This window comes from Acinetobacter sp. TSRC1-2, assembly GCF_049895885.1.
In the GTDB taxonomy this organism is placed as follows: Bacteria; Pseudomonadota; Gammaproteobacteria; order Pseudomonadales; family Moraxellaceae; genus Acinetobacter.
This window is the reverse complement of sequence record NZ_JAFCTF010000007.1, coordinates 110,940-135,496: the sequence shown is the minus strand read 5'-3', so window position 1 is coordinate 135,496 and position 24,557 is coordinate 110,940. Positions and strand designations below refer to the sequence as shown.

The following is a 24,557-nucleotide window of genomic DNA, read 5'->3' as shown; positions in this document are numbered from 1 at the left end:
ACTATGTCTGCCTCAAAAATGTCATTTTTAGATAAAAATCTGACCATCTGGATTTTTATCGCCATGTTGCTGGGTATTGCGATCGGGGTGTTCTTTCCGCAAGCATCGGTTGCATTAGACCAGATGAGTGTTGATTCGGTAAATATCCCGATTGCAATCGGTCTGATTATCATGATGTATCCTCCACTTGCCAAAGTGGACTATGCGACCTTGCCGCAGGTATTTAAAGACAAGCGCACGCTCACTTTATCTCTGGTTCAGAACTGGCTGATTGCGCCATGCTTGATGTTTGCGTTGGCGCTGATTTTCCTGCAATCCTATCCTGAATATATGACCGGTGTGATTCTGATTGGTTTGGCACGTTGTATTGCCATGGTACTGGTCTGGAATGGTCTGGCTTGTGGCGATAATCAATATGTTGCCGGATTAGTGGCATTTAACAGTATTTTCCAGATCCTGTTCTTTAGTACTTATGCCTGGCTGTTTTTGACCTTCTTACCGCCTTATTTTGGTGTCGAAGCGCAAGTGATTGATGTGAGCTTCTGGACAATTACCCATGCAGTACTGGTTTATTTAGGGATCCCGTTTTTACTGGGCTTTCTCACCCGATTGATCTTGGTCAAACAGAAAGGTCTAGAATGGTATCAAACGCGGTTTATTCCAAAAATTAGTCCGCTGAGTCTGCTTGCGTTGTTATTTACCATTGTTGCCATGTTTAGCCTTAAAGGTGGCGAAGTGGTCAGTTTGCCACTCGATGTGCTGAGAATTGCAATACCTTTAACTATTTACTTCGTGCTGATGTTCTTTATCAGCTTCTTTATGAGCAAATGGATGGGCAATGATTATCCAAAAACTGCGGCCATTTCTTTTACCGCAGCAGGTAATAATTTTGAATTGGCACTGGCAGTTGCCATTGCCACTTTTGGTCTGGCTTCACCGGTTGCTTTTACCACCATCATTGGCCCTCTGGTTGAAGTCCCGGTCTTGATTGCGCTGGTCAGCGTTTCACTGTGGCTGAGAAAAAAAGTTTATAAAGAGGCATAACCTGATGAATCTTCCGAATGTAGATTTGAATCTTGTTGAACCACCCACTTTGGACAAAGTTCAGGCCAAAGAGCTAGAACATCCACCACGTATCTTGCTGCTCTATGGTTCAAACCGTGACCGGTCCTATAGCCGGCTTGCTGTTCAGGAAGCAGGCCGAATACTGGAATATTTTGGTGCCGAGGTCAAAATCTTTCATCCTAAAGGACTGCCATTACCTGAGGATGCAGACACGACTCATCCTAAAGTTACGGAGCTGCATGAACTTTTAGCCTGGTCAGAAGGTATGGTCTGGTGTTCGCCTGAACGTCATGGCTCGATGAGTTCGATTTTGAAAGCGCAAATTGACTGGATTCCTCTGGCAGCAGGTGCAATTCGCGCCACTCAGGGCAAGACGCTGGCTGTGATGCAGGTATGTGGGGGTTCGCAATCGTTTAATGCGGTGAATCAATTGCGTGTTTTAGGGCGCTGGATGCGGATGATCACGATTCCAAATCAATCATCTGTACCGAAAGCTTTTCTGGAATTTGAAGAAGATGGTCGTATGAAACCGTCTCCTTATTACAATCGTATTGTGGATGTGATGGAGGAGCTGTATAAATTTACTCTTCTGACAAGAGGACAATCAGCCTATTTGACTGACCGTTATTCTGAACGGGTCGAAAGTGCTGAGCAATTGTCAAAGCGTGTGAATCAAAAGGATATTTAGTTTCCCTAAAATGAAGATCATACAAATTACCTGAAATTATTTTATTATTTATTTAAACTCATTAACTTAATTGTTATTAAAAGCCTGATCTATAAAGATCAGGCTTTTTTATTGATTTATCCAATTTCACGATAAATATTTAGTTATTGTTCTGCATTTTTAATAAAAAAGAAGTCAAAAAGGGGAAACGTATTTATTTCCCTAAAATCATTTCTAATACAAACTTGGAACCAATAAAACCAATCGCCAGTAACATAAAACCACTTAAGGTAAAGCGAATCGCTTTTTGACCCCGCCAGCCAAATTGGTAATGACCAATCAGCAGCGACCCATAGACAAACCACGAAATAATACTAAAGGCCGTCTTATGGGCTAAATGCTGGGCAAAGAAATCTTCAATGGTGAAGAAGCCAAAACCTAAAGCTAAGGTCAGCAAGATAAAACCGGTAATGATTAAATCAAACAGCAAAGATTCCATGGCCTGGAATGAAGGCAGTAAATTGACCCAAATTCTTTTTTGCTTGTTTTTTAATTCACGATTTTGGAACCATAGAATCACCGCTTGTATGGTTGCCATCAGTAGAACCGCATAGGCCGATAAAGACAAAATAATATGAATGTCCAAACCTAAGGAGTGCTGTTCAATTACCTGATTTTGCTTGCTTAAGGCAAAACCTAAAATCAAGCCGGTCGCAGCAACAGGAATGCCCAATAAATTGAGTGCCAAAATGGGGCGGTAAGTACTAAAGATTAAACTCAGTAATAACATCAGACCAGATGTAAATGACAGTAAGAGAAATACATCATAATTTACACCCAGAGGTGTCAGCATGTCGTTATACAGAACACCCGCGTGTAGCAGTAAACCTAAACCGAGTACAAGCCCTACAAACCAATGGTTCGGATCACGCTTTGACATTAAGTGAATAAACAAATACCAGAAAGATGTGGTATAAGCGATTAATGCTAAGATCGTGTAAACCAAGGGGAGACTGATCATGTCAAACCTTTTTCAGGATGTTGAATATTCATTTATATAAATTCTACGTGAACTACAGTATCCTATAGCATCTTATGCATAAATTTTCTATTTTAAGAAAGATTTTTTTGCAACTGGCAATTTTAAGCGGATTTTGCAATGTTTGATACCTTAACAGAACGACTCACGCAGAGTTTAAGAAATGTTACTGGCTCAGGGCAGCTAACCGAAGACAATATTAAAGATACGTTACGTGAAGTACGTATGGCACTTCTTGAAGCCGATGTTGCGTTACCTGTAACTCGTGAATTCATCGCGAAAGTTAAGGAAGAAGCATTGGGTCAGGAAGTGATGACTCAGTTATCACCAGGCCAGGCATTCGTAAAAATCGTCCATGACGAACTCACAAAAATGATGGGCGAGGCCAATGAGAGCCTCGACCTGGCAGCAAAACCACCTGTGGTGATCCTGCTTGCAGGTTTGCAAGGTGCGGGTAAAACCACCACTGCTGCAAAACTTGCCCGTTTCTTACAAGAACGCCAAAAGAAAAAAGTAGCCATGGTTTCTGCAGACGTTTATCGTCCAGCGGCAATCAAACAGCTACAAACAGTTGCAGGCGAAGTAGGCGCAATTTTCTTTGAATCGAGCGCTGATGAAAACCCAATTGCCATTGCCAATCGAGCAATTGAGCAAGCAAAAATTCAGTTTGCCGATGTGCTGATTGTCGATACTGCAGGTCGTTTGCATGTCGATGATGACATGATGGACGAAATTAAAGCGCTTCACGCAGCCATTAAGCCAACTGAAACCTTGTTCGTGGTCGATGCCATGACCGGTCAGGATGCGGCAAATACTGCAAAAGCCTTTAATGATGCATTGCCTTTAACCGGTGTGATTCTGACCAAAACCGATGGTGATGCACGCGGTGGTGCGGCGCTGTCTGTACGTGCCATTACCGGTAAGCCAATCAAATTCTTGGGCATGGGCGAAAAGCTGGATGCCTTGGAGCCATTCCATCCTGAGCGTGTGGCACAGCGTATTTTGGGTATGGGTGACGTACTTTCTTTGGTCGAAGAACTTGAACGTAAAGTCGACCGCGATAAAGCCGAAAAAATGGCGAAAAAATTGCAAAAAGGCGGCAGCTTCAACTTTGAAGATATGCTGATGCAATTTGAACAAATGAACAAAATGGGCGGCATGATGGGCTTCTTGGACAAGTTGCCTGGCATGAGCAATGCAGGTATTCAAGATGCAATTGCGCAAGCAAACCCTGAAAAGCAAGTGAAAAAAATGGAAGCGATTATCCAGTCGATGACCATTAAAGAGCGCCGTAACCCAGACCTGATGAACCCGAGCCGTAAAAAACGTATCGCAGCAGGTTGTGGTATGGAAGTGGTTGAAGTCAATAAACTGATTAAACAACATGCGCAAATGGCGAAAATGATGAAAAAATTTGCCAATCCGTCAGGTATGGCAAAAATGATGAAATCACTTGGCAGTATGCAAAATAAATTCGGCGGTGGTGGCGGTATGGGACCATTGTTCGGTGGCAATGACAAGAAGTAAGATTTACTTCTCATCGTTAAAAGGCGCTATATGCGCCTTTTTTATAGCTAAAATTATGCACTACAGAAAATACACTATGCGAATAACTCTGCATATTTAATCCTAAACGAATAACAAAAAGCGCTACTTAAACGATGGGCGTGAGGCTAAATTAACTGAGTCAAAATAATAAGAAGAAAAGACATGTCGCCATTACAGAAGAAAGTTTATAGGGTGCATATTGATCATGAATCACCGAATGATCATTGATTTTCATGGCTCAGCCAACAGGTTCAATATTCAGGTCATTTTGCAAGACGTCTTATGTTGCCCGCTGCAAACACGCCTAATTTTCAAATTTGGCAGCAAGCGTTACAAATGCAAATTCCCAAATTAGAACAAGATACCATTATTGTCGCGCACAGTTTAGGCTGTCTCGCGAGCTTGCATTTTTTTAACTCCTAGGCTTAGCCCAACCCCAAATTAAAGGATTGATTTTGGTTGCTGGTTTTAAAGATAAATTAATGGTATTGCTTGAATTAGATGACTTTATCCGGTAGGAAAAATTAAACATGGCCATTTTGCAAAAAAAATAGATTGCGACACGTTTTTACTGTTTTCCTGTAATGACCCTTATATATCACCGCCTAAAGTCGTCCTGCTCGGGCACTTTATTAATCCCCAGATGCAAGAGCTGAGGTCTGCGGGACATTTTATGCGAAGAGAGGGTTTTTATGAATTTAAAAAAGTTTGCAGTGTAACGAAACCTTTTTCTACATCATTGATAGAATTAGGGTTTATTTTAAATCTTAAAGGGTTATTCATTGAGTTGCAGGGAGAGGAATATTCTTTGAATTGGCATTTTTATAAAAAGACCAACAATTAAATCACTCAATTCAGACTAAGCTTGTTGCACACCAAAACAGCTCAAGCAGATGGAATAAGAATAATGGCTCAAGTGAATGTGATACATGGTTATACCGCCAGCCCAGAAGAAAACTGGTATCCCTGGATTCAGCAGACCGCAGATCAGCAGCATTACAGTTTGAAAGTATTGCGTTTGGATTCTTCACCGCGTCCAGAGCTGTCGATGTGGGAATCACAAATAAATGAGCAGATAGAAAGTCTGGATGAAAATAGTATTGTGATTGCGCATAGTCTGGGAACTGTCGCGGCATTACATTATTTATCCAAAAACTTAACCCATCAGCGTATTAAACAGTTGGTTTTAGTTGCCGGTTTTAATGGTCGTTTGGGGCGCTTGGAAGAAGTCTATCCTTTTATTGATGCAGCCCAGATTGATTTTGAATTGCTTAAACGCCAGATTGAACATCGTGTGGTGATTTATTCAGAAGGAGATGATCATGTTCTGCCAAAATTCAGTATCGAACAGGCTCAAAGTCTAGATGCCGAGCTGATTTCTGCCCAATGCCAGGGACACTTTATTGATTCTGAAGGTTGTACGGAACTGCCTGAAGTTTGGCAGGCCATACAACCTTATCTCATTCGTCAAGATTAGGGGCTGTGGCTAAAATTATCTCAGATTTCGTTATGCAACTTGAAAATAGTCTCGCTATTGTCGTCGTTTCATGCCTCATCTGCTCAATTTTAGCCTACAGTGCAAGCCATTTATGAAATGTCAACAGACCCTACGCTTCAGCCAAGGAATAAATATAATTCTGCAGACCTTTGAGTAACAGGTCCGGCTCAATTATGGGTTGATACTGTACAAGATATTTGGCAAATAATGGTGCATCACCGCCAGTCAGAATCAGTTGGCTTGGGTATTTATCCAGTACCTTTTCAATGGTACTCACCAAGCTTAACAAAATACCGTGGTGCACCGCATCAATAGTATTTCGTCCTGGGCTAAGCTCATCGAATGTAGCATCGGGAATTTTAATGCCTTTGGTATTTTGAATTAAAGAATCCCGCTGTAAATACAGGTTCGGCAGAATATAACCCCCCAAGTGTTGCATGCCATCAGTTAGATCAATGGTTAAAGCAGTTCCGCAACTAATGACACAGTATTGTTGCTTTGGATCATGGACCACGGCCAGCATTTGTAACCAACGGTCTATACCGAACTTGCTGGTATCCTCATAAGCGCAGCGTAACCCTGCATATTCAGCATGCACTTTGGCAAAGGTTACCGGTACATCTAAAAATTTTAAAATTTTCTGGATACGTTCATTATTTTTCTTGTCCTGAACTGAAGATACGCCAACCTGATGCAGACCTAAACTTTTAAAATGCTGAATTAAACCCAATAGCAGTTCCTCAGGGGATTGCAAATGCAATTCTGCAGCCTGTTCAATAATCTGATGATTCTCGGTAATCCAATATTTTAGCCGGGTATTCCCAATATCTAGCCATAAATTCTTCATTGCATTTCTCTAAACAGAGGTTTCTAGGCGACGTAAACGCCCTTGATAAAATTGTTTTAAGCCTTCACTGGTTTCAATATTGACCGCGCCATCATCCTGAATGCCTAAGAAAATACCTGAACATAGCCCTGAATGATGCTCAAATTCTACGGCCTGATTTTTAAAAGCAGCATAGTGATTAAAACGCGCAGCCAGGTTATAACAATGATGGTCAAACCATTCACTGGCTTGCTGGATGGCCATATATAATTCTGCGATCAATTGAGTACGTGGAATTGCGATTAATCCTAACTCGCGCAGTGAGGTGGCATGCTGGTCAATCTGTTCTTTCGGAATAGGTGCAAGATTGATACCTACCCCGACAATCACCTGATACGGAGAAATGGGTTCAACCAGAATACCGCCCCATTTACCTTGTTTGCTAAATAGATCATTCGGCCATTTCACTTGCAGTTCCAAGTTCTTAAGACTTGGCATTTGCAAAATATTTAATGCAATTTCAAGGGCAAGCCGGCCATCAATGGCTGTTCGTGTATTTAGCAATGTGCTTAAATAGATGTTCCCTTCAGGGGAGACCCATTGTCGTTGGCGTTGTCCACGACCTTGAGTTTGTCTCAAACTACAGACTAAAACGCTATGAACGCCTTTGAGTGCAATTTCACGTACATCATCATTGGTTGAAGTCGTGACTGGTTTCAGTATTAAAACTTCAGGGAGCTGATGAGCTTCGTCGAGGATTTTTTGCAGTTGTCGAGTCTCTAAATCCATTTAAATCTAAGAAATAGTTGGAATGTGAAGAATGGAGTTAATCATATATTTATTGATTGGTGCAATGGCTGGTTTTGCCGCTGGACTATTTGGTGTTGGTGGCGGCCTGATTATTGTGCCAATTTTGTATATTGTGTTCACGCAGCTGCATTATGATGCTTCGGTGATTATGCATTTGGCTGTTGGCACGTCGCTGGCAACCATTATTGTGACCTCGATCAGTTCCGTCACAGCGCATCATAAACGTGGGGCGGTGTTGTGGAATGTATTTCGCAATTTAGCACCCGGTCTGGCTTTAGGGTCATTTTTAGGGGCCGGTATTGCTGACTATATGTCAGGTCAGGGCTTGCAGTTGCTGATTGGATTCTTTGCAGTTTGGGTCGCATACGGTATGTTTAACGGTGCAAGTCGGCCTGTTGATCCTTCGCATCATTTGCCTTCTAAAGCATTGCAACTGCTTGCAGGTGGAGGCATCGGGATTGCATCGGCTATTTTTGGTATCGGTGGTGGCAGTCTTACGGTACCGTATTTAATCCGTCATGGTGTCGTCATTCAAAAAGCGGTAGCAACTTCAGCCGCAGGGGGATTGCCTATTGCGATTGCCGGAGCATTAGGTTTTATGTGGTTTGGCTCGAATACCACGGTTGAAGTACCGCATAGTATTGGTTATGTACATATTTATGCCTTTATTGGCATTAGTGTAATGAGCTTTATTACTGCAAAATTCGGGGCACAAGTGGCACATAAGTTATCACCCGCCATGCTGAAAAGATGTTTTGCCTGCTTATTAAGTATTGTTGGTTTATATTTTATATATCAAGGATTTTCGACCTATTTTTAATTTTAAATAAGAGAAAAATAGAATGAAAAGGTGTGTTACAGTTCAAATGTTCACACCTTTTTATATTGGCTTTAAAGACTAAAAAATTGTCTGACAATGTCATTTTTTTAATTGATAAAACGAAGTAAAAATAACAGGGTCAATCTAAACGTGTGAAATTTTTTCGATTGCATCTTATAAAAACAAGATAGGACGAGTATGCAAGAACAGGAAAAGGACAGTTTGTCCGAACAAATTGCAAAGCATATTAGTGAGCAAATTATTCGTGGCGAATTGGTTGAAGGTGAACGCATTCAAGAGTTGCGAATCTCGGCTGAACTCGATGTCAGTCGTGGCTCCGTGCGTGAAGCATTGTTGCTGTTGCAACGCACCCAACTGATTGAAATTTACCCACGCCGTGGTGCAATTGTGTCAGAAATGTCTGCACAACAAGTTCGTGCTTTATTTGATATGAGCGCTTTGCTATTGGGGCAAATTATTCATCGTGTGGCGGAAACTTGGCGCACCCATGAAGCCGAAAGAATTCAGGCATTATTGGATCAATTGCATCAAGAGACGCGTCAGGGGAATACTGAAAAATTCTACGATTTAATCTTTCAAGGAATGGCGCGCCAGCATGAAATGGTGGGCAATCCTTATTTGATGAAGTTCTATAAAGAGTTGTTGCCATCAATGCGTCGCAGCTATTTTTTAACCTTAAATATCTCTCGTCGCGAGCTAGAGGAATCATTTGAACTGTTTAAGTTAGTGACTGATGCAGTTTTGATCCGAAAATCACAACAAGCTACTTTATTTATGGATGATTTTTGTCGACACTTGCGCAACCTTGTGTTGGAATCTCTGACACGGATGAAACAAATCGAACTTGCATGGGCAAGACGTTCACGACGTTGATCAGGACATTATGCGTTTAAGCAGCTTAAAACTTTCCGGCTTTAAATCTTTTGCCGATAGTACCACTTTACATTTCAAGGCGAATCGTACCGCTGTGGTTGGGCCAAACGGTTGTGGTAAATCCAATGTCATTGATGCCATTCGCTGGGTCATGGGAGAATCCAGTGCACGCCAGCTTAGGGGTGGTAGCATGCAGGACGTCATTTTTACCGGTACTGCCAAACGTAAACCAGTTGGGGTAGCAAGTGTAGAACTGCGTTTTGACAATACTTATGGCAAGCTCGGGGGGACATACAATGCCTATAATGAATTGGCGGTACGTCGTCAGGTCAACCGCGACGGCAAGTCTGAATATTTTTTAAATGGCACCAAGTGCCGTCGTCGTGATATTACCGATATTTTCTTAGGGACAGGACTCGGTCCACGTTCTTATGCGGTGATCGAACAGGGCATGATTAATCGTTTAATTGATGCCAAACCTGAAGAAATGCGGGTATTTATTGAAGAAGCTGCCGGCGTTTCACGTTATCAGGCGCGTCGTCGCGAAACATTATTGCATCTAGATCACACCACGCAGAATTTATCGCGCCTTGAAGATATTGCATCGGAACTCAAGTCACAGCTGAAAACCCTGAAACGTCAATCGGAATCCGCAGTTCAATATAAAGAACTCGAAACCCAGATTCGTACCATTAAAGTTGAAGTGTTGTCTTTTCAATGCGAACAAAGCAGCCGATTACAGCAAGAATATACTCTTCAAATGAATGAATTGGGCGAAACATTTAAATTGGTTCGTTCAGAATTGAGCACTTTGGAACATGATTTAACGGCGACCAGTGAACTATTTCAACGACTGATTCAGCAGTCTACGCCCCTGCAAAATGAGTGGCAACAGGCCGAGAAAAAACGCTCTGAATTAAAAATGACCTTGGAACAGAAACAGTCTTTGTTGCAGCAAAATACCTCAACTTTAACTCAGCTAGAACAACAAAAATTACAGACTAAAGAACGACTGCAATTAATTGAATTGCAAATCGAAACTTTGCAATCGCAACATCAACAACAGACTGAGCAATTACAACAGCAAGAAAGTCAAAGCCAAGACCAAGGCCAAAATCTGGGTGATTTAAAAGCGCAGCAGCAACAGGTGCAGCAACAGTTTGAAGGAGTTAAGGTACAGGTAGAAAAACAGCAACAGCAAAAAATGCAGATGCTGGCGCAAAGTGAGCAATTAGCTAAAAATATTGCCCGAGTCGAACAGCAAAAGCAGACTCTGCAACAGCAAACAGCACAGCTTCGACACCAAGATCAGCAAGATGATATTGCACAACTTGAAAGTGAAAAAGTTCAACTTAGCCAGCAAATTGAGCAATTAGAACAAGCCATTCAAACGCAGAAAAAATCATTAGAGTCAGTGCAAGCGGAGTATGCGCAGCAGAAAAATGATGTTTCGAATTTGAAATCTGCCATTCAGGTGTTGCAATCGGAACAGAAAAACCTGAATCAATTGCTGATTAAGAACAGTCCGAAAGTTCAGAATGATGCTGTGCAGTTGATGCAGGTCTTAAAATTAAAAGATCTGGCCAAAGCGCATGCCAATTTAATTGAAAAATTTTTGGCGAAATGGCTCTCTGCACACATCATTGATACCGAGGCTGGTTTTGGTGAGAGTATTGCCCGTCAGTTGAAAAGCAATAGTTCGCAAGATCAGATTCAGATCGCTGGTTTGTCTTGCTTGGCTGACTGGATTGAATCGCCACAGCATTCCATTTGGCAGCAAGTGGCAGTTGCAGACAATCTAACTCAAGCCTTGTCTTTACAATCACAATTAAGCATGGGGCAGACTATCTTAAGTTTGGATGGCTATCATGTCGGTGCGGATTGGGTAATTGGCCTGTTTTATGATGAAGCAAGCCAAGCCGGACAAGGGGCACTCAGCCATCGTATCCGTTTAGATGAAATTGAAACTGTACTGGCACAGCAGTTACCTCAGCTTGAAACTGCGGAACAGCAATTGCCAGCTGTGTTACAACAGATTCAAAGCCTGCAAAATAATATTCAAGACCAGCAAGGCCAGTTAAAGCAACAGCAAAAGACGTTGCAGCAAGTTGATCTCAATATTGCGAAAATACAAAGTACGGTTCAAGCCTTTTCAGTCCAAAAGCAACAATTGCAAAATCAATTACAGCAACTTGATGCGCAGCTTGAAGAAGATGCGATGCAAAAAGATGATCTGGAAATTGATTTGCATGCCTTGAACCTGAAACTTGAGCAGGCTTTACCGAATTATAAAACCCTGCAATTTCAAGTTGAGGGGCTGACCGAACAGCTGGAAAATACCCAGCACACGTGGCAGCAAACTCAACAAGAGCTGGAGCTACTACGTCGTCAAGTTACGCAAACCCAGCAGCAGATAGAATTGCTTGAAAAAGATGCTTCATTCTCAAAAGCGCAATATCAGCAAATTATTGCGCAAATGGAACAGGCGAAAAAATTTGTCGATCCGGTACAGCTGGAACTGCCGGCATTAGAGTCGCAATTTAATCAACAATCTCAGGTCACCGAGAAGTTGCAGAAAACCTGGAACGAATGGCAAGTTGAACTGAATAACATTCAGGAAAAACAGCAAAGCCTGACTGAGCAGCGCCATCAGCAGCAACAGCAGGATGAAAAACTACGTGGTCAACTGGAACAAAAACGTCTGGCTTGGCAAGTGGCTAAATCAGATTTTCAGCATTATTCAGAACAACTCCATGCTTTGAATAATCAAGTGATTAGCGGTTTAAATATTGATATCGTTTCACATCAACAACAGCTGGAAAAAGCCCAGCAACGCTTTGAAAAATTGGGTGCGGTCAATTTAGCCGCTTCCGAAGAATATGAGGAAGTGTCCAAGCGCTTTGAAGAGCTGAGTCATCAAATTGAGGACCTGAAAAAAACGGTTGATCAATTACAAGGTGCCATGAAAAGTATTGATCAGGAAACCCGAAAGCTGTTTATGACCACCTTCGATCAGGTCAATCTTGAGCTGCAAAACTTGTTCCCGAAAGTATTTAATGGCGGAGAAGCGAGTTTAAGCCTTGAAGATGACTGGCAATCGGGTGTAAAACTAATGGCTCGACCACCAGGTAAACGCAATAGCTCTTTAGCACTCTTATCTGGTGGTGAAAAAGCATTAACAGCATTGGCATTGGTGTTTGCCATCTTCCGTTTAAATCCGGCACCGTTCTGTGTTCTGGATGAGGTCGATGCTCCTTTGGATGATGCAAACGTGGGTCGGTTTTGTAATTTGGTAAAAGAACTTTCTGAACAAGTCCAATTCATTTACATTACCCATAATAAAGTTGCAATGACGATGGCAACCGATTTGTTAGGTGTTACCATGCCAGAACCCGGTACATCAAAATTAGTCACTGTCGATTTGGAACAGGCAAAAGAATACGGTTTAGTCGCGGAGTCATAATATGGAAATCACCACCGTCGTTGGTATAGTTATCGCCGTTATCATTATGTTATTCGGTTTAAGAATACTGTTTAAAAAACCCGCTGATGCAGCACCATCACTAGATTCAGAACTTCATGTCGACACAGATAGCCAGAAACCGGTGATTCCTCGCCATGTCCGTGATCAATTACAAAATGCCAATGAAGCCTCAAGTCTAGAGCGGGTTGAACCGACTTTGGCAGAATCGGCTGTTGAGCTTGCTCAAGGTTCACATAAGACAGAAGCAAATAAGACAGAAAGAAAAACTGAGAAGGCCGAAGTTAAGACACCAGTCGCTGCTGCGACAGAAACAACGGAACAGGTCGAATTAACAGCCGATTCAGTCGTCAAAGCAGATGAAGTAGTATTAGATTTTGCAGAAGACAAGACAGTTCAAGATGAAAAGACTGCAGTCAAAGATACAACAGAACTCAGCCTGAACGGAACAATTGAAAAAGCTGAAATTTTAGAGTTTGAGGATGAAAGCAGTATTCTGGATGAACATTTACATGAGCAGCAACGCGTTGATGAAGAAAGTGCTTTATCGACAGCAGTTGATTTTATTGCGTTAAATGTTTACCCAGAACGCCGTATTCTGTCAGGTGAAAAAACCTTAAAAGTATTACTGAAGTATGGTTTGCGTTTTGGTGAAATGGCGTGTTTTCATCGCTACAGTCAAGATGATAGCAAATTACTCTTTTCGGTTTTACAAATTACCGATGAAGGTGCAGCTGGCTTTGACCTTGAAACCTTATCGACTGAACAGGTGAAAGGTTTGGCATTTTTCTTGGCCTTGCCACATAGTGATGTGCAAAATGCCTTTGATACGATGGATAGTCTTTCACGTCTGATTGCACGTGAAATTGATGGCACCGTCTATGATCAGAACAATCAGGAATTTACGCCACAGTTACGTGAGCAATGGCGCCATCAGGCAATTGACTATCGTTCGAAACAAAATGCAGAAGTTTAGTTTGAAACTGGACGACGCGATTTCTATAATGGCGAGTAGATAAAATTTTTTAAGGGCGGACATAAACCGCCCTTTTTTATGGTGTAGAAATGACTCAAGATTCAACTATCAAAGCGCAAATGCGTCAATTGATTCAAATTTTAGCCAAGCATAATCATGCCTATTATGTGATGGATCAACCAAGCATTGAAGATAGTGAATATGATCAACTCTTTCATCAGCTTAAAACCTTAGAAGAGCAATATCCTGAATATATACAAGCCGATACCCCGACCAATAAAGTGGGCGGCAAAGCACTCACTAAATTTGCAAGCGTGACCCATGCAGTGCCAATGCTGTCATTGGGAAATGTGTTTAATCAAGAAGACGTGTTTGCTTTTGCGCGCCGTGTAGAGGAACGTTTACCGAATCAAAAAATTCAATATGATGTTGAATTGAAGTTTGATGGTTTGGCCATTTCCCTCTGGTATGAACATGGTGTTTTGGTTCGTGGAGTAACTCGTGGTGATGGCGAAACGGGTGAAGATATTACCCATAATGTTAAAACCATTCGTAACTTGCCTAAATTACTTTCATCTGCTCAGGGTTCAGTTCCCGCGCTACTAGAGGTTCGTGGTGAAGTCCTGATGCCAAAAGCCGGCTTCGAGAAACTCAATGCGGAAAATGAAGTCAAAGGTGAAAAGACCTTTGCCAATCCGCGTAATGCTGCGGCAGGCAGTTTACGTCAGCTTGACCCAAATATTGCCGCATCACGTCCTTTGGCCTTTTATGCCTATGGAATTGCGCAGTGTGAACCACATCATGGTCAAACCACCATGTCCGCCAGTCTGGAATGGCTCACTCAATTTGGCTTTGCTGTAGGTGAATGCCATTTTATTTGTGACAGCATTCAAGAGGTGCAGCAACGCTATGAAGAAATCAATGCGAAACGCGCAAATTTGAGTGTTGAAATTGATGGCATGGTCATTAAAATCGATAGCTTAAAACAGCAAAAACAATTGGGTTTCTTAAGTCGTGAACCACGTTGGGCAACTGCCTACAAATTCCCCGCAGTTGCTGCTTTAACCACGGTGGAAAATATTGACTGGCAAGTGGGACGTACCGGTACTTTAACGCCTGTCGCACGTTTAAATCCGGTTGCAGTCGGTGGGGTAACGGTATCCAATGTTACTCTGCATAATATTGGAGAAATTCATCGTCTAGATGTGCGTATTGGCGATACGGTCAGCGTGTACCGTAGTGGTGATGTGATTCCCAAGGTAGAAAAAGTCTGGCCAGAATTTCGTCCGGATGATGCAGTAAAAATTCATCTTCCTGAACAATGCCCAATGTGTGAATCACCTGTGGTCATGCCTGAGGGCGAAGCACTGGCACGCTGTTCAGGCGGTCTATACTGTGCGGCACAGCGTATTGAAGCGATTCGTCATTTTGTCTCGCGCAAAGCGCTGGATATTGAAGGCTTGGGTGATCGTTGGGTAGAATCTTTATTACACCTCGATTTATTGAAAAATGTCGCTGATATTTATTGCTTGCATGAACATCGTGAACAGTTACTCACCATTGAAAAAATGGGGGAGAAGTCTGTTCAGAACCTGTTTGATGCAATTGAAAATAGTAAAAAAACTACGCTGGCTGCCTTTATTTATGCCCTCGGAATTCGTGGTGTCGGTGAAACTACGGCACGTATGCTGGCCAATACTTTTCAAACTTTTGATGCCCTCAAAGCCGCTGATCTTGAAGCGTTAAAGAAAACACCAGATGTCGGTGACATTACCGCTGAATGGATTATCGATTTTTTCCAGGCTGAACATAATCTGGAAGTGGTGAACCGTTTGCTTGAAGCCGGAATTCACTGGGATGCACCTATTGCACCCACACGTCAACCACTCAATGGTGAGAGCTGGGTGGTCACTGGTACGCTAAGCAGTATGGGGCGTGATGACGCGACACATTTACTGCAAGCCTTAGGTGCGCGTGTCAGCGGTAGCGTGTCGAGTAAAACCAAATGCGTGGTTGCAGGTGAGAAAGCGGGTTCTAAACTTGAAAAAGCTGAAAAGCTGGGTGTACGAGTGATGAATGAAACTGACTTTTTAAGCTTAATGGCTGAATACGGACAAATGTAAAGTTCAGCTAAAAAGCCACCGCAAAGGTGGCTTTTTTATTGGTTAGATTCAATATCTAAAGGTATTTCTTCACTACTCCATCATCGAGTAACTGCTGGAAATGCTCAATCAAACTGGTTTCAATGTTGCGGTATTGCATGCCGAGTTGCTGCTGGCTTTTATGGGCATTAAAGTAGATCGGGTAGCCCATATTCAGTTCAACAAATGACTTGGAAAAACCAGCCAAAGGACCAAACAGTTTAAAAGCCGCCTTCGGGAGCTGGTTACGAGGGAAAGGGAACTTCGGGCCAAATTTATGACGTAAAATTTTCCCCATTTCCAATAAGCTTAAAGTGCCGCCACTAATAATATAGCGCCCTTCAGCATCAGGAGTAAAAGCAGCTTGAGTATGTGCATCCGCTACATCACGGACATCGACAATCCCATTCCACATAGGCGGTACACCGAGCAAAGTCATGCCGTTGGCAAACTGTTGTAGAACTTCTACACTGCCTGACTGCGTATTTGCGGTTAATGATGGACCGAGAACCAGCGCCGGGTTAATGCACACCAATTCCCAACGTTGTTGTGCTTTTTGCATCTCCCAAGCTTTACGTTCTGCCATGACTTTAGAATAAGAATAGGGCTGATGTGTTTTAGAACTGGTCGTATTCCAATGCGACTCATCAAACTCATTCTTTGCGGTGTGTTGAATATCAATGGCATCGCCATAAGCTGCAGCAATACTTGAGGTCACGATCACACGCTTCACTGACTCGGTTTTATTGACACTATTCAGCACATTTTCAGTGCCTAAAACAGCAGGTTCAATAATGTCTTTTACCGCATCTTTAAAGTTGTTCACTACAAAAGGCGATGCCATATGTAGCACAATTTCACAGCCTTGCATGGCTTCATCAAATGAATTGGCTTCAAGTAGATTGGCTTTAAAAAGTTTAAGTGTGCCGGTGGTTTCAGCGGCAATTTTATCCAAATGTGCAAAGCTTGGCTTTTTATTTAGATCACGAACAGTGGCATGTACGTTATGACCTTGTTCCAGTAAATTTTTAATCACCCAACTGGCGATGTAGCCTGTAGCACCTGTCACAAGAATGGGTGCGGTGTGTTGTGGAGTCGTCATGAGTTAAACCATTGTTGTTTTTAAATTTGTGTCTATCTTAGTGTTAAATCACAGGTTTGTCTTTGACTGATTGATGCTTACTTAAGCTAAACTTTGTACGTAGCCATGCTCTCTTTGCTATTGATCAATGCTCGACATGTATTTAATTCGTTTAAACGAGAAGGATATGCTGCTGAACGACAGTCTCGTAAGACAGGTATCGCGAAGTTCATGTCTTTTATTGGCTGATGAAATAAGAACCATTTGTAATCGTTACAAATCTTAAAAATATACTTTTACAGTTTAAATAAGTCGTGGGGAAATTGCTTCAATGGCGCAAAGGCTTATTTTTTATATGGAAAGTTTTGTTAAACATACTGCAAATGCGTATGTTTCTCATTTTAATTTTATAAAAATCATAAACTTACATAATTTTTATTTTGCATTAATGGTCGGTTTTGTCCATAATATTAGAAAAAGGGTATGGAGTAATTGAAATGCGTGGCAATCCAGAAGTCGTAGACTATCTAAATATGTTGATCGGTGGTGAACTGGCGGCTCGTGATCAATATCTTATTCATTCTCGTATGTATGAAGATTGGGGTTTAACTAAGATTTTTGAACGTATCGATCATGAAATGCAAGAAGAAGCATCGCATGCCGATGCACTTATTCGCCGTGTATTGTTTTTAGAAGGTACACCGAATATGAACCGTGATGACATCGAAACAGGAGAAGATGTGGTCACGTGTTTAAAAGCAGATTTAAAACTTGAATATCATGTGCGTGAAAAATTGGCGCAAGGCGTCAAACTTTGCGAAGAAAAAGGCGATTACGTGACCCGTGAGATGCTTCGTCAGCAAATGTCTGATACTGAAGAAGATCATACCTACTGGCTGGAGAAACAAATTCGTTTGATCGAGCTGATTGGTTTGCAAAACTATATTCAATCGCAAATGTAAGATTGCATGTTTAGATAGAGAAAGCCTGACAATCGTCGGGCTTTTTTATATCTTCATTTTTTATCATTTGAGCCGAGTCGTACTGTCTAGATTTTGAATAATCGAAGATCTATTTAGAAAACTTTTGAATGTCTGCCAAGACTTGAGCAGCATGCGATTGTGTATCTACACTGTTGTAGTGATAAACAATGGTTCCTTTGGGATCAATCAAAAAGCTTTCTCGCTTGGCTATTTTGGTAATGCCTAAGTTGCGAACAATCCCGAATTGATCTGCCAGTTGATGATTATTGTCTGCCAAAATGGGAAAAGGTAAGCCCAATTTCTCTGAAAATTTTTGATGAGACTTCACATCATCTAGACTGACGCCAATTACTACCGCATTACTTTTTAAAAATTGCGGATACAGCGCCTTGAATTGATTGGCTTCTTGGGTACAACCGGGTGAATTATCTTTAGGATAAAAATATAGAACCATCCATTTGCCTTTGTATTGGCTTAATGAATGCCATTTACTGTTTTGATCCTGCAATTTAAAAGCGGGAGCTGATTTTCCGACCCATTGTTTTTGAGATGTTTCAGACTTTGAGAAAATGGAACTTTCAGCAGATGCGAGCTGAGAAAAACTTAAGCTTCCACTCATGCAGAGCAACGTGATTGTGCATACTTTAGAAACGTTCATAACATTCTTTTTGTTGTGATATCTCTAAATACTAACAAAATTATATTGATATGAGATACATCATTTTTGATGGATTTTGTGCAGTTTAAAAACAATGAAGTTTTATATACTGTAGTCAGTCAGAGCACGGATTTAAGGATTAACATTGCAGCAACGTATTTTACTCATCACAGGCTGGGGCGGTGGCACCAAATTGCTTAATCCTTTGGAACAGGCATTAGAACAACAAGGCCATCAAGTTGAGTTGATCAATATCTTTAATGCCTTGGATGAGCAGATAGTGCAACAACAGGTTGAACTGGCTAAACAGTTTGATGTGATAGTAGGTTGGTCTTTAGGTGGACAATTGGCCGCTTTGCTAGTTAATCAAATTGAACAACAAGATGCACAACAAAAAGTCCTTATCACCCTCGCTTCTAATCCTTGTTTTGTTGCCCATGACTCCTGGCAAACTGCAATGGATCAACTCACGTTTCAGCAGTTTCAACAGTCCTTTGAACTGGATGCCATTGCAACATTAAAGAAATTTGGCTATATGGTCTGTCAGGGGGTGAAAAGTACCAAGGCAGATTTCATCACTTTGCAAAGTTTAATTCAACCACAGCAAATTCAGCTATTAAAGCAAGGTTTAAATTTACTGCAGCAATTAAATGTTGCAGATATATTAAAAAAATATCCGGGCAACCAATATCATTTGCTTGCACAGCAGGATGCTTTGGTTAGCTGCCAAGTTATGGAAAATATTCAAAATTTAAATGCAAAATTTTTAGAAGCGGATCTGATGGCTGGTTCACATGGTTTTCCTATATTTAATGTAGAAGAAACAAATGACAAAATCTGCCAGTATTTAAAGAAAATAAAACAAACATCTTAAGAAATGGCTTATATCGCAATTCCTTTTTATTCGGTGTCAGTTTAAGATCTGAAAATTAGAATTTTTATGCATTGTTAGAGGTAAGGATGACCGAGTTAACTGATCTAGAGTTTGATCTTGAACATATCTGGCATCCTTATACCTCCATGACGCAACCATTGCCGACGTTTAAAGTGAAACAGGCTTATGGTGCAATCATTGAACTGGAAGATGGACGACAACTGATTGACGGGATGTCGTCTTGGTGGTGTGCCATTCATGGTTATAACCATCCTGAGCTGAACCAGGCAGTAACGGATCAATTGCAAAAGATGTCGCATATCATGTTTGGTGGATTGACTCATGATCCCGCAATTGAATTGGGGAAATTACTCTTAAAAATCACCCCGCCAAGTCTGGATAAAATTTTTTATGCCGATTCAGGGTCAGTTGCTGTTGAAGTGGCGCTGAAAATGGCGGTGCAGTACTGGTCTGCAAAAGAGGGGTCTGCAAAAGATGGCTCTGCACAAGGTCAGACTCAAAAGACCAATTTCGTGACCCCGCGTTCTGGCTATCACGGCGATACCTGGAATGCGATGTCGGTGTGTGATCCCGTCACTGGCATGCATCAGATTTTTGGTTCAAGTTTACCCAATCGTTTCTTTGTTCCGGCTCCACAAGTCGGTTTTTATGATGAATGGAATCAGGACGATATTGCTGAACTGGAAAAAACTTTAGCTGAACATCATCAAACCATTGCCGGTCTGATTTTAGAACCGATTGTGCAGGGTGCAGGGGGAATGCGGTTTTATCATCCTGAATATTTACGTCAAGCCAAATTACTCTGTGAAAAATACCACGTGCTGTTAATTTTTGATGAAATTGCTACGGGTTTTGGGCGTACCGGCAAGCTGTTTGCATGGGAACATGCACAAGTTGAACCGGATATTATGTGCATCGGAAAAGGATTAACTGGCGGTTATATGACGCTTTCGGCAACCTTAACGACAAAGCATGTTGCGGAAACCATTAGCCAAGGTGAGGCGAGTGTGTTTATGCATGGTCCAACCTTTATGGCCAATCCACTGGCATGTGCGGTCGCATTGAAAAGTACCGAAGTTTTATTGGCACAAGATTGGCAAGCGAATATTCAACGTATTGAAAAACAATTAGATCAGCATTTACAGCCTCTGTCACAACTTGATTATGTACAGGATGTGCGGATACTGGGCGCCATTGGCGTGGTTGAACTGAGCTTTAATGTCGATATGAAAACCCTGCAACAAAAGTTTGTTAAGCGCGGTATCTGGATACGTCCATTTGGTAAATTGGTTTATGTGATGCCACCGTACGTAATTAGTGAGCAAGAGCTGAATACTTTGCTAGAACAATTGGTTGATGTGGTTGAGCAGATGCAAGAGGTTTCAGCATGAAACTGTTGGAGAGCTATGCAGCAAAACTGGATGAATTAAAGCAACAGGGCAATCTGCGCCAATTTACTTCCAATGTTCAGCATGGTCGTATGATCGAAATTAATGGTCAGAAGATGCTCAATCTTTCATCCAATGATTATTTGGGTTTGGCCTCTGACTTGAGTTTACGTGAGCAGTTTTTTGATGAAACACCAAATGAGCTGCGTATCATGAGTTCATCATCTTCACGTTTATTGACCGGTAATTTTCCTGAATATGAACAGCTAGAGGCCAGCTTAAGTCAGGCTTTTTATGGCCGCGCTGCGCTGTTATTTAACAGTGGTTATCATATGAATATCGGAATTCTACCTGCGCTGAGTGACAGTAAAACACTCATCCTGGCCGATAAATTGATACATGCCAGCATGATTGACGGTATCCGCTTATCTACGGCCAAATATGTGCGTTACCGCCATAATGACCTACATCATCTAACCCAACTTTTGCAAAAGTATCATGCAGATGAATCATTTGATCGCATTATTGTGGTGACTGAATCCATTTTTAGTATGGATGGTGATGAAACAGATTTGGCTGAACTGGTTCGGATTAAAAAGCAATTTTCTAAAGTCATGCTCTATGTTGATGAAGCGCATGCCATTGGTGTTCGAGGCGAGCAAGGCTTAGGATGTGCTGAACAATATGCTGTCATTGAGGATATTGATTTACTGGTGGGGACATTTGGTAAAGCGCTTGCATCCGTTGGAGGCTATCTGATTTGTCATCCGATCATCCGTGAATATTTGATTAATTCAATGCGTCCGCTGATTTTCAGTACTGCGCAGCCACCGATCTGTATGGCTTGGACCGATTTTATTTTTCAAAAAGTTTTAACTTTAAAAAATGAGCGCCAGCATTTAAAGAATATTAGTCAGTCCCTACAGCAAGCGGTTTTAAGTAAAGGTTTTGATTGTCCGTCAACCTCACATATTGTCCCAGTGATTATCGGGGAATCACAAAAAACCGTAGATAAAGCAATGCAGTTACAGCAGGCCGGTTTTTACATCATGCCTGTTCGTCCACCGACTGTACCCAAGCATGGCTCAAGATTACGTATTTCACTGACTACACAAATTAGCCAAACTGACCTTGATCAGCTTGTGACATTGTTGTGAGTTTGCAGGGTGAATATTGATAAATTACAAGTCGCGCAGCGCTTTGAGAAAGCAGGGCAAAGCTATACTCAACATGCAGTAGTGCAAAAACAGATTTGCCAGAATTTAATTCGGTTGATGCAAGAACATTTATCCACAAACAGTTTAGATTGTGTTTTTGAAATTGGCTGTGGTTCGGGAAATTTAAGTCATTTGCTGATGCAGCATTTTGCAATCAGACAACTGTTTTTAAATGACCTGTATCCTGAAGTTCAGCAGCATTTTCAAGCCAAAGAAAATTTGCAATGGCTGATTGGTGATGTAGAACAACTGAATTTTCCACAATCACTTGATCTGATTACGTCCAGTTCAGCTTTACAATGGATTGGTGATCTGGATGCTGTTTTTAAAAAATGTTCTGAAACTTTAACGCAGCAAGGATATTTGTGTTTTTCGATTTTTGGTCAACAGAATTTAAAAGAAATTAAGGCATTGACTGGACAGGGTTTGGATTATCTAAGTATTGAATCTATTCAGCAAAAGTTGATGCAGCGGGATTTTGAAATTTTACATCTTTCAGAAGGTATGGAAACATTAGCTTTTTCACATCCTAAAGAAGTACTGCAACATTTAAAAGCCACAGGCGTTACTGCAACCGCATCGCAGCATCGCTGGACCAAACAGTCGTTACAGCAGTTCTATCAAGATTATTTGCAATTTTCAGAAATTGAGCAGAGTGGTCGACGCCATTATCAGCTGAGTTATCATCCTATTTACTGTATTGCACGGAGCAAGCCATGACCGCAGCGGTTTATTTTATTAGTGGTATTGATACCAGTATTGGCAAGACCTATACCACGGGTTATCTGGCAAAGTTATGGAATGAGCAGGGCAAAAAAACCATTACCCAAAAGCTGATCCAAACCGGCAATACTGATATTTCTGAAGATATCGAACGGCACCGTGACATTATGCAGATGGGCTGGTTTCCGGAAGATGAAAGCAAACTCACGATGCCAGAAATTTTTACTTATCCCGCATCACCACATTTGGCGACTAAAATTGATGGTCGTGAAATTGATTTTCAGAAAATTGAAGATGCCACTCAGCAACTGGCTAATAAATATGAAGTGGTTTTGCTCGAAGGTGCTGGTGGCTTGATGGTGCCTTTAACCACAGAATTACTGACGATTGATTATGTAGCAAAAAAGAAATTTCCTGTAATTTTGGTCAGTTCGGGGCGTTTGGGCAGTATTAACCATACTTTACTGAGCTTGGAGGCTTTGAAAAGCCGTGGCTTGGAACTTTACGCTTTGGCCTATAACCTAAATGACGAATCACAAGATGAGCTTATTTCTAAAGATACCTCAGAATATTTAAAAGCATATTTGGCGAAAAATTTTCCACATGCACAATGGATGGATATACCCGTTTTACCGTCCTTTTAATCCTTTTTCATGCAAAGCGGAAATAATGGAAGCCATAAAAAACCACTCGAATGAGTGGTTTTTTTACTTTAGAAATTAAAACTTCTTAAAGCCTTTATTGATGCCGAATGGTTTGCGTGGTGCATTTTCATCACGGCGTTCACGTTGGCCATAAGTCACTTGGTTACCAAAGTTTTCCGGGCGACGTTCGCGCTGTGTAGATGTATTGGCAGTAGTGTCTTGGCGAGTTTCACGCTGCGCATATGTACCTTTGCTATTGTCTTGACGACGTTGACCAGAGCCATTTGGGTTTTCACGACGTTCACGGTTGAAAGCTGGCTTTTGAACTTCTTCTTCGTTATCACGACGTTGCTGACGTAAATAACCACCACGACGTGCTGCCATTGGTTTTTCTTGCATACGTTCGTTACGACGTTTTGCCATACCGAACAAGCCCGTACCTTGACGCGGTTTTAACTCAACCGATTTGGTCAAGTTGTCGATGTCGCCTTTATCAAGCTCCATCCAGCGACCTGTACGAAGTTCGCGAGGTAAAATGACAGTGCCATAACGGGTACGAAGCAAGCGGCTAACTTTAAGACCTTGAGATTCGAAAATACGACGAACTTCGCGGTTACGACCTTCTTTTACCACCACTTGATACCAGCGGTTAATCCCTTCACCACCAATTTCAGAGAATGATTCAAATTTTGCCGGACCATCATCCAGAACAACGCCATTGGTCATATTGTTTTTAAGTTGTGGTGTTACTTCACCCATCACACGCACAGCATATTCACGTTCAATTTCGTTTGAAGGGTGCATTAGGCGATTCGCCAACTCACCATCATTCGTGAACAATAAAAGACCAGTCGAGTTAATATCCAGACGGCCGACCATCACCCAGCGATCACCTGGAATTGCTGGAAGCTGTTCGAATACGGTCGGACGTGATTCAGGGTCATTGCGTGAACAAATTTCACCTTCTGGTTTGTAGTAAATCAGAACACGACGACGAATTTCGTCTTCAATTTGGAATTGGACTTTACGACCATCGATGCGAAGCTCATCACCTGGTTCAATGCGTTCACCCACTTGGGCAACACGTCCGTTGATACTAACACGACCAGCGGCAATGACTTCTTCCATATAACGGCGAGAACCCAAACCAACGCGTGCAAGTACCTTTTGTAATTTTTCACTCATGACAGCATAACCTTAGAA

22 protein-coding genes are annotated in these 24,557 nt (G+C 41.7%); 16 read left to right on the top strand and 6 right to left on the bottom strand.

Going from position 1 to position 24,557, the window contains the following annotated elements:
• Window positions 1–3 precede the first annotated feature (3 nt).
• Window positions 4–1,044 carry an ACR3 family arsenite efflux transporter gene (gene arsB / locus ACP69Y_RS09410; RefSeq protein ID WP_425918152.1) on the top strand — a complete coding sequence of 347 codons (1,041 nt, stop codon included), beginning with the start codon at window positions 4–6 and terminating at the stop codon, window positions 1,042–1,044.
• Window positions 1,045–1,048: 4 nt separating this feature from the next.
• Window positions 1,049–1,753 (top strand): arsenical resistance protein ArsH, encoded by a 705-nt coding sequence (arsH, locus tag ACP69Y_RS09405; protein ID WP_425918150.1) that lies wholly within the window; start codon window positions 1,049–1,051, stop codon window positions 1,751–1,753.
• Between the two features lie 193 nt (window positions 1,754–1,946).
• Here arsH and ACP69Y_RS09400 read toward each other — a convergent pair whose 3' ends face one another.
• Complete coding sequence (locus tag ACP69Y_RS09400; RefSeq protein ID WP_425918148.1) at window positions 1,947–2,753, bottom strand: cytochrome C assembly family protein; 807 nt, start codon at window positions 2,751–2,753, stop codon at window positions 1,947–1,949.
• 138 nt (window positions 2,754–2,891) lie between these two features.
• Between ACP69Y_RS09400 and ffh the strand changes: the two genes are divergently transcribed.
• The 3 genes from ffh (at window position 2,892) to ACP69Y_RS09385 (ending at window position 5,796) form a co-directional block, all read left to right on the top strand.
• Entirely contained in the window at window positions 2,892–4,298 is a 1,407-nt protein-coding gene (ffh, locus tag ACP69Y_RS09395; RefSeq protein WP_425918146.1) for a signal recognition particle protein, read from the top strand.
• Between the two features lie 303 nt (window positions 4,299–4,601).
• The gene (locus ACP69Y_RS09390; RefSeq protein ID WP_425918144.1) at window positions 4,602–4,742 is read left to right on the top strand and encodes an alpha/beta hydrolase; all 141 of its coding nucleotides are present in this window, start codon (window positions 4,602–4,604) and stop codon (window positions 4,740–4,742) included.
• A 484-nt stretch (window positions 4,743–5,226) separates the two neighbouring features.
• Window positions 5,227–5,796 (top strand): RBBP9/YdeN family alpha/beta hydrolase, encoded by a 570-nt coding sequence (locus ACP69Y_RS09385; RefSeq protein WP_425918142.1) that lies wholly within the window; start codon window positions 5,227–5,229, stop codon window positions 5,794–5,796.
• A gap of 130 nt (window positions 5,797–5,926) precedes the next feature.
• Here the strand turns inward: ACP69Y_RS09385 and ACP69Y_RS09380 are convergent, their stop codons facing one another.
• Window positions 5,927–6,664 carry a type III pantothenate kinase gene (locus ACP69Y_RS09380; RefSeq protein WP_425918140.1) on the bottom strand — a complete coding sequence of 246 codons (738 nt, stop codon included), beginning with the start codon at window positions 6,662–6,664 and terminating at the stop codon, window positions 5,927–5,929.
• Between the two features lie 9 nt (window positions 6,665–6,673).
• A complete protein-coding gene (locus ACP69Y_RS09375; RefSeq protein ID WP_425918138.1) occupies window positions 6,674–7,432 on the bottom strand; it encodes a biotin--[acetyl-CoA-carboxylase] ligase in 759 nt (252 codons plus the stop codon).
• Between the two features lie 31 nt (window positions 7,433–7,463).
• Here ACP69Y_RS09375 and ACP69Y_RS09370 point away from each other — a divergent pair, with 31 nt between their 5' ends.
• The 5 genes from ACP69Y_RS09370 to ligA all read left to right on the top strand — a co-directional run bounded on the left by ACP69Y_RS09370 (window position 7,464) and on the right by ligA (window position 15,747).
• Complete coding sequence (locus ACP69Y_RS09370; RefSeq protein ID WP_425918136.1) at window positions 7,464–8,273, top strand: sulfite exporter TauE/SafE family protein; 810 nt, start codon at window positions 7,464–7,466, stop codon at window positions 8,271–8,273.
• Window positions 8,274–8,471: 198 nt separating this feature from the next.
• The gene (locus ACP69Y_RS09365; RefSeq protein ID WP_425918134.1) at window positions 8,472–9,167 is read left to right on the top strand and encodes a GntR family transcriptional regulator; all 696 of its coding nucleotides are present in this window, start codon (window positions 8,472–8,474) and stop codon (window positions 9,165–9,167) included.
• Window positions 9,168–9,177: 10 nt separating this feature from the next.
• A complete protein-coding gene (gene smc / locus ACP69Y_RS09360; protein WP_425918192.1) occupies window positions 9,178–12,630 on the top strand; it encodes a chromosome segregation protein SMC in 3,453 nt (1,150 codons plus the stop codon).
• A 1-nt stretch (window position 12,631) separates the two neighbouring features.
• Window positions 12,632–13,624 (top strand): cell division protein ZipA C-terminal FtsZ-binding domain-containing protein, encoded by a 993-nt coding sequence (locus ACP69Y_RS09355; protein WP_425918132.1) that lies wholly within the window; start codon window positions 12,632–12,634, stop codon window positions 13,622–13,624.
• An 89-nt stretch (window positions 13,625–13,713) separates the two neighbouring features.
• On the top strand, window positions 13,714–15,747 hold the full coding sequence (gene ligA, locus ACP69Y_RS09350; protein WP_425918130.1) for an NAD-dependent DNA ligase LigA: 2,034 nt from the start codon (window positions 13,714–13,716) through the stop codon (window positions 15,745–15,747).
• Between the two features lie 55 nt (window positions 15,748–15,802).
• Here the strand turns inward: ligA and ACP69Y_RS09345 are convergent, their stop codons facing one another.
• The gene (locus ACP69Y_RS09345; RefSeq protein ID WP_425918128.1) at window positions 15,803–16,867 is read right to left on the bottom strand and encodes an SDR family oxidoreductase; all 1,065 of its coding nucleotides are present in this window, start codon (window positions 16,865–16,867) and stop codon (window positions 15,803–15,805) included.
• A 476-nt stretch (window positions 16,868–17,343) separates the two neighbouring features.
• Between ACP69Y_RS09345 and ftn the strand changes: the two genes are divergently transcribed.
• Window positions 17,344–17,808 (top strand): heteropolymeric bacterioferritin subunit Ftn, encoded by a 465-nt coding sequence (gene ftn, locus ACP69Y_RS09340; RefSeq protein ID WP_425918126.1) that lies wholly within the window; start codon window positions 17,344–17,346, stop codon window positions 17,806–17,808.
• Window positions 17,809–17,917: 109 nt separating this feature from the next.
• On the opposite strand, the gene ACP69Y_RS09335 is transcribed toward ftn, so the two are convergent.
• On the bottom strand, window positions 17,918–18,448 hold the full coding sequence (locus tag ACP69Y_RS09335; protein WP_425918124.1) for a peroxiredoxin: 531 nt from the start codon (window positions 18,446–18,448) through the stop codon (window positions 17,918–17,920).
• A gap of 184 nt (window positions 18,449–18,632) precedes the next feature.
• Between ACP69Y_RS09335 and ACP69Y_RS09330 the strand changes: the two genes are divergently transcribed.
• From ACP69Y_RS09330 to bioD, 5 genes are all read left to right on the top strand, one after another.
• The gene (locus ACP69Y_RS09330; protein ID WP_425918122.1) at window positions 18,633–19,361 is read left to right on the top strand and encodes a YqiA/YcfP family alpha/beta fold hydrolase; all 729 of its coding nucleotides are present in this window, start codon (window positions 18,633–18,635) and stop codon (window positions 19,359–19,361) included.
• A gap of 86 nt (window positions 19,362–19,447) precedes the next feature.
• Window positions 19,448–20,773: an adenosylmethionine--8-amino-7-oxononanoate transaminase gene (gene bioA / locus ACP69Y_RS09325; RefSeq protein WP_425918120.1), complete on the top strand. Its 1,326-nt coding sequence runs from the start codon at window positions 19,448–19,450 to the stop codon at window positions 20,771–20,773.
• Entirely contained in the window at window positions 20,770–21,927 is a 1,158-nt protein-coding gene (locus tag ACP69Y_RS09320) for an 8-amino-7-oxononanoate synthase (RefSeq protein ID WP_425918118.1), read from the top strand. Before bioA ends, ACP69Y_RS09320 begins: the two co-directional genes overlap by 4 nt.
• A 9-nt stretch (window positions 21,928–21,936) precedes the next feature.
• Window positions 21,937–22,707: a malonyl-ACP O-methyltransferase BioC gene (gene bioC, locus ACP69Y_RS09315; protein WP_425918116.1), complete on the top strand. Its 771-nt coding sequence runs from the start codon at window positions 21,937–21,939 to the stop codon at window positions 22,705–22,707.
• Window positions 22,704–23,354: a dethiobiotin synthase gene (gene bioD, locus ACP69Y_RS09310; RefSeq protein WP_425918114.1), complete on the top strand. Its 651-nt coding sequence runs from the start codon at window positions 22,704–22,706 to the stop codon at window positions 23,352–23,354. Before bioC ends, bioD begins: the two co-directional genes overlap by 4 nt.
• Before the next feature lie 75 nt (window positions 23,355–23,429).
• Here the strand turns inward: bioD and rluB are convergent, their stop codons facing one another.
• A complete protein-coding gene (gene rluB / locus ACP69Y_RS09305) occupies window positions 23,430–24,539 on the bottom strand; it encodes a 23S rRNA pseudouridine(2605) synthase RluB (RefSeq protein ID WP_425918112.1) in 1,110 nt (369 codons plus the stop codon).
• Window positions 24,540–24,557: the final 18 nt, after the last annotated feature.